This is a genomic window from Bacillus sp. L_1B0_5, from assembly GCF_000836715.1.
GTDB lineage: Bacteria > Bacillota > Bacilli > Bacillales > Bacillaceae_G > Bacillus_A > Bacillus_A thuringiensis_S.
In genome coordinates this window covers 80990-87312 of record NZ_JXIS01000009.1, presented here as the reverse complement: position 1 = coordinate 87312, position 6323 = coordinate 80990, and the positions used below count along the sequence as shown (strand labels likewise).

The following is a 6323-nucleotide window of genomic DNA, read 5'->3' as shown; positions in this document are numbered from 1 at the left end:
TTTCTTCACTTGCGGCGATACTATATTGTTTTTTTTCGTTTGCGGAGAAATGATATTGTTAGGTTTCATTTTACTAATTTGAGGAGCAATTAACTCGCTTCCTTTTTTTATTACATCTGAAATTTTATATTCTTTTTTCGGTTTTATTGGTGGTTGTGGTGGCTGTGGCAATACATTTACCGAAAACTTCGTGTTTTCTTTTTCCGCCGGTTTTTGTTTTTCTATCACAGGTGGTTTTTGAATAACAGACGGTTTTTCAACTGGTTTCTCTTTTTGAATTGGCTGTTCTTTTTGCACCTCTTTTTGCGGTTTCACCTGTACTTCTTTTTGCGGCTTTACCTGCATTTCCTTCTGCGGTTTTACCTGCACTTCTTTTTGTGTTTGTTGCATAGCTGGCTGCTGTGTAATTGGTGCTGATTGATACGTAACTTCTTCTTCATCTTCTATTCCAAGCGGAGTTGGTGTTGCTGCAAATTCTTTTTGCTGCACTTCTTTTACGTATTGCTTTGGATGCGCTGAGCCTGCCCCAGCCTGTTGTTTCATGTGAACACTCTTGGATGGCACTTTAATTTTCATACCTGGCATAATTAAATCTGGATTACTAAGTTGTGTATTTGTTTTTTTCAACGTATCAAAATCCACTCCGTACTTTTTCGCAATTTTCCAAAGGGTATCCCCTTTTTGCACGATATGAATTTTCAAATTTTCCCCCTCCTGTATAACTTATCTATAAGTAACAAATCTCATGAAGTAACTCTTTCTAAATAACATTAACTTCTTTTCACTTTTAGCACTTCTTCGATTTTCAATATCATTCGAAGTGGAATAAGCATAAAGAACCACAATGATTTCTTCAAAACAATGTATGCCCATTTTGTTCTCGTTATGATTATATGTATGAAAAAAAGCAACGGGAATACCGTTGCTTTACACACGCTCTAACATACGATTTAAGGCAAGAACCGCTTCTGCCGTTACTTGTTTATCTACGCTAATAACGTTAATTTCTGCTCCTCTTTCTATCGTTTCAAGTACCCATAATAAGTGAGGCAGATCAATTCGGTTCATCGTTAAGCATGGACACATAAATGGATTAAGTGAAACAATTTCTTTATCTGGATGTTGCTGAATAATTCGGTTCACTAAATTCATTTCTGTACCAATCGCCCATTTGCTACCAGATGGCGCTGATTCAATCATATCAATAATATACTTCGTTGAGCCTGCATAATCTGAAGCAGCTACAACTTCATAGCAACATTCTGGATGTACAATAATATTCATATCAGGATGATTTTTTCGTACGCTCTCAATGTTCTTCACTGTAAAATTTTGATGAACAGAACAATGCCCTTTCCATAAAATCACTTGAATTTCTTCTATATCCCCATCGTACTCTAATGAATCTGTGTGCGGGTCCCATACTGCCATTTTATCTAACGGGATACCTAAATCGTACGCTGTATTTCTTCCTAAATGTTGGTCTGGTAAAAAGACGAGACGTTCTTTTTGAGTAAACGCCCAAGATACCATTTGCTTTGCATTAGAAGAAGTTACTGTTGCTCCTCCGTTACGACCACAAAACGCTTTAATTGCAGCTGTAGAGTTCACATATGTTAACGGAATCATCGTATCTCCAAATAATTTCTTTAGCTCTTTCCATGCTCTTTCTGTTTGTTCAATATCTGCCATATCCGCCATCGAACAACCTGCACGCATATCTGGTAAGATGACAACTTGATCATCTGTCGTTAACATATCTGCTGTTTCCGCCATAAAGTGCACCCCGCAAAACACAATATATTTTGCGTCTTTATTGCTCGCTGCAACTTGCGCAAGCTGAAGTGAATCCCCTGCTGCATCTGAAAATTGTACCACTTCATCTTTTTGATAATGATGCCCTGGAATGAATAACATTTTCCCCATCTTCTCTTTAATTTCACGAACACGCTTTTCCATATCTTCCGTTGACATCGTGTAATAACGCTCTGGTAACATCGTTTCAATTGGCTGTACTTGTTCTAAAATACTCATATACGTTTCTCCCCCTCTAAGCCACTTTCCTTACCCTTCAATATTGAAACTAATATCAAGTGCTTTCACTGAATGTGTTAACGCTCCAAGTGAAATATAATCTACCCCTGTTTTTCCGTATTTCGATAAATCTTCAATTGTGATGCCCCCTGAAGCTTCTGTAACGATAGCGCTCGGTACAATTTTCGAAAACTCCCGGATTTCATCTGGCGTACGATTATCGAACATAATAATATCCGCACCAGCAGCAACAGCCTCTCTCACCTGTTCCTCAGTTTCTGTTTCTACTTCTACTTTCACCATATGTCCTAACTTTTCTTTCACTGATGTAACAGCTTTTGTAATAGAACCAGCAAACGCAATATGATTGTCTTTAATCATGACACCATCATATAAACCGAAGCGATGATTAAATCCACCACCACACACGACCGCATACTTATCAAACATACGTAGTCCTGGCATCGTTTTTCGCGTATCACAAATACGAGTATGGCTACTATCTAAAGCAAGAACCGCTTTACGCGTCATCGTCGCTATTCCGCTCATACGCTGAATAACGTTTAATATAACGCGCTCTGCTGTTAATAACGATGCAATTGGCCCTTGCACAGTTGCAATGATTTCGCCTTTTTCTACAAGATCGCCATCTTTTTTATGAAGCTCTACTTCAATTCTCTCATCAATTAATTTAAATCCTGATTCAATTACTAAACGTCCTGCAAAGACCCCTGTATCCTTCGCAAGAAACGTTCCTTTCGAAAGTAAGTTATCTGGAAAAATAAGCTGAGATGTTACATCTCTTTCTCCTATATCTTCTAAAAAAAATCTATTTAATGCTTCTTTAACTTTTATCGTGTTCATAAAGCCCCTCTTCCCCTCATCACACAAGTTGTAGTTTTCTCTTTACTCGAACAATCTCTTTCTTTCCTATATTTCTATCTGGATAATCACTTCGGTAATGCCCGCCAATACTTTCTTCTCTTTGTAGGGCTGACACAACTATAAGCTCACACACTGTTAACATATTAATAAGCGTTATCTCTTCATTCGTAAGAACATCATGTTGTAATATCATATTTCGAACACCGTACTTACTAAGCCATCTCTTCGCATAAGATAAACTTTGCTCTGTTCGCACAATCCCAACATATTTCATCATGCATTTTTGTATTTCTTCTTTCGTCGGTAAATGATTTAGAACGATAAACTTTGCTTCTGTTTCGGCTAGCATGTTCATCTTTTCTTTTGTCTCTCTAGATAAAATGTGTCTTCCGATTCTTCCTCCAAACACAAGACCTTCTAATAATGAATTACTCGCTAATCTATTTGCACCATGAACCCCATTACAAGCTACTTCCCCGACTGCGTATAGGTTCGGAATAGACGTCTCTCCATCACAGTTCGTTTTCACGCCACCCATGTGAAAATGAGTACCGGGCACGACTGGAATAAGGTTTTTATTTATATCGACTCCATTCGTTTTACATATCGATGACACGGTCGGAAAGCGTTGTTCAAAGTTTTGAATCATTTCGATGTTTAAGTACACTTTTTCACCCGCAAGTAGCTGTTCATGAATAGCCCTTGCGACTACATCACGAGGCGCTAAATCCTGTTCGGAATGTATATCCATCATAAAACGCTGCCCTTTGCCATTTATAAGGACAGCTCCTTCTCCGCGAACAGCTTCGGACACGAGGCCGGAACAACGCCCACCCGCGTATAACATCGTCGGATGAAATTGTATAAACTCTAAATCTACAAGCTCCCCGCCTGCACGGTACACCATTGCAAGTCCATCGCCTGTAATTGTCTCATCATTAGAAGTAAAGGCGTATAAACCGCCAATACCGCCTGAAGCTAACACCGTATAATCTGCATTGTAACGTTTCAGTTCTCCTTTATTGTTGCGAGTTAAAGCCCCAACACATTTATCTTTTTCTATAATAAAATCGAGCACCATTTCCTGTTCCATTACCGTAACGTATGGAGCTACTTCTTGAATAAGATGCTCTAATAAATTCTTTCCTGTTGCATCGCCACCTGCATGTAAAATACGACGTTTTCGATGCGCTCCTTCTTTTCCAAGATGAGGACCTGTTTCATCTCCATCAAATTTCATTCCATTTTCAATAAGGTTATTAATTTCTTTCGGTCCTTCCTCTACTAAATAACGGACCACTTCTTCATTGTTATAATGACACCCTGCTACTAACGTATCTTCAAAATGATCATTAGGATTGTCATATGTAGCTACCGCTGCGGCAATTCCACCTTGAGCTAAATGTGTATTATTATTACGTTCCGTCTCCTTTGTGATAATAATCACATTCTTTTCGTGACAAATCTTTTTTGCAACACGAAGTGCCGCAACGCCACTTCCAATAATTAAGACATCTGCACTTGGCATAATTGTTGCCTCCTACTTTACACTTTTCAACTGTCTTGACACCTATATTTACATAGTTTTAAAATAATGACAAGAGTTTTTTTATAATTCTTATTTTCACTACCATTTAAAAAGTAAAAGAAATGTAACTCTTACGAGAGAGAGGAACTTACATGATGATATATCTTGACTATGCAGCTACTACACCTATGAGCGAGGAAGCGTTACAAACATATATGAAAGCAGCGTCGCAATACTTCGGAAATGAACAAAGTTTACATGATATTGGAGGAACGGCTTCTTCTTTATTACAAGTTTGCCGAAAAACATTTGCGGAAATGATTGGAGGCAAAGAACAAGGAGTATTTTTCACAAGCGGTGGATCGGAATCGAACTATCTTGCGATTCAATCACTTCTAAATGCCCGAAATAAGAAGCATATTATTACGACACCTATGGAACATGCATCCATTCGAAGTTATTTTCAATCTCTAAAATCAAAAGGCTATACGATCACTGAAATTCCTATTGATAAAAGTGGACTCATTTGTTTAGTAGATTTAGAGGCAGCTATTACAGAAGATACTGTGCTAGCAAGCATACAGCACGGAAACTCTGAAATTGGAACCGTTCAAAACATTGCAGAAATCGGGGCACTGTTAAAAAAATATAACGTTTTATTTCATTCGGATTGTGTGCAAACATTTGGTAAACTTCCTATCAATGTTTTTGAGATGGGAATTGATAGTCTTTCTGTTTCAGCACATAAAATATACGGACCAAAAGGTGTCGGCGCTTGCTACATAAATCCGCAATCTCGCTGGGAACAAGTATTTCCAGGAACTTCTCACGAAAAAGGATTTCGCCCAGGTACAGTGAACGTTCCCGGCATCGCATCTTTTTTAACAGCTGCTGAAAATATATTAAAAACTCAATGGGAAGAAAGTTTACGTTTTAAAGAGTTACGATCCTACTTTTTAGAGCAAATACAAACACTTCCGCTAGAAATTAAAGTAGAAGGTCATTCTACTTCTTGTTTACCACATATTGTTGGGGTTACAATAAAAGGAATAGAAGGTCAATATACTATGCTAGAATGTAATCGTCATGGTATTGCCATTTCCACCGGAAGTGCTTGCCAAGTCGGTAAACAAGAACCTTCGAAAACTATGCTTGCAATTGGAAAAACGTATGAAGAGGCCAAACAATATGTCCGCTTCTCTTTCGGACAACAAACAACGAAAGATCAAATTGATACTACTATTCATGCACTACACACAATTGGAAATCAATTTTATAGAGGTGTTAAATCATAATGAAACAAAATGAACAAAAAAAGATTTTAGGTGAAGAAAGACGACAGCTTATCCTCCAGTGGCTTCTTGCTGCAAATGAGCCGTTATCGGGGAATGAATTATCGAAAAAGACGAACGTAAGTAGACAAGTTATCGTGCAAGATATTTCCTTGCTTAAAGCACGAAACGAACCAATTATTGCGACTGCTCAAGGCTATTTATATTTAAAGCCACAAGAGAAACAACAAGCTTTTGAACGCGTAATCGTATGCCAGCACAAACCAGCAGAAGTACGTCAAGAACTTACAATGCTTGTTGACCACGGCGTTACGATTAAAGATGTAAAAGTTGAGCATCCTGTATACGGTGACTTAACAGCATCCATTATGGTAAGCAATCGCTTTGATGTAGAGCAATATTTACAAAAAATCGAAAACACAAATGCTTCCTATCTTTCACAACTAACAGATGGTATTCACTTACATACAATCGAGGCAGATTCTAAAGAAAAATTAGATGCTGCTTGTGAGGCACTGGATAAAGCAGGATTTCTCGTTTATTAATGTAAAGCACAGAGTTTTTATAATTCTCTGTGCTTTTTT

The 6323-nt window shown here is 37.9% G+C and carries 5 protein-coding genes and 1 pseudogene; 2 read left to right on the top strand and 4 right to left on the bottom strand.

Annotated features, from left to right (window positions below; genetic code table 11):
• The 4 genes and pseudogenes from exsA to nadB all read right to left on the bottom strand — a co-directional run.
• Positions 1-702 (bottom strand): annotated as a pseudogene (exsA, locus tag RT27_RS03435) (spore coat assembly protein ExsA); the annotation flags it as partial.
• Between the two features lie 225 nt (positions 703-927).
• A complete protein-coding gene (nadA, locus tag RT27_RS03430) occupies positions 928-2034 on the bottom strand; it encodes a quinolinate synthase NadA (protein ID WP_016080191.1) in 1107 nt (368 codons plus the stop codon).
• 30 nt (positions 2035-2064) lie between these two features.
• Positions 2065-2898, bottom strand: a complete 834-nt coding sequence (nadC, locus tag RT27_RS03425; RefSeq protein ID WP_029443359.1) for a carboxylating nicotinate-nucleotide diphosphorylase — start codon at positions 2896-2898, stop codon at positions 2065-2067.
• Positions 2899-2917: 19 nt separating this feature from the next.
• Entirely contained in the window at positions 2918-4447 is a 1530-nt protein-coding gene (gene nadB, locus RT27_RS03420) for an L-aspartate oxidase (protein WP_043935318.1), read from the bottom strand.
• A 152-nt stretch (positions 4448-4599) separates the two neighbouring features.
• On the opposite strand from nadB, the gene RT27_RS03415 reads away from it, so the two are divergent.
• Complete coding sequence (locus RT27_RS03415) at positions 4600-5742, top strand: IscS subfamily cysteine desulfurase (protein WP_016080188.1); 1143 nt, start codon at positions 4600-4602, stop codon at positions 5740-5742.
• On the top strand, positions 5742-6284 hold the full coding sequence (locus RT27_RS03410) for a transcription repressor NadR (RefSeq protein ID WP_000812272.1): 543 nt from the start codon (positions 5742-5744) through the stop codon (positions 6282-6284). The genes RT27_RS03415 and RT27_RS03410 overlap by 1 nt, the downstream gene beginning before the upstream one ends.
• Positions 6285-6323 lie beyond the last annotated feature (39 nt).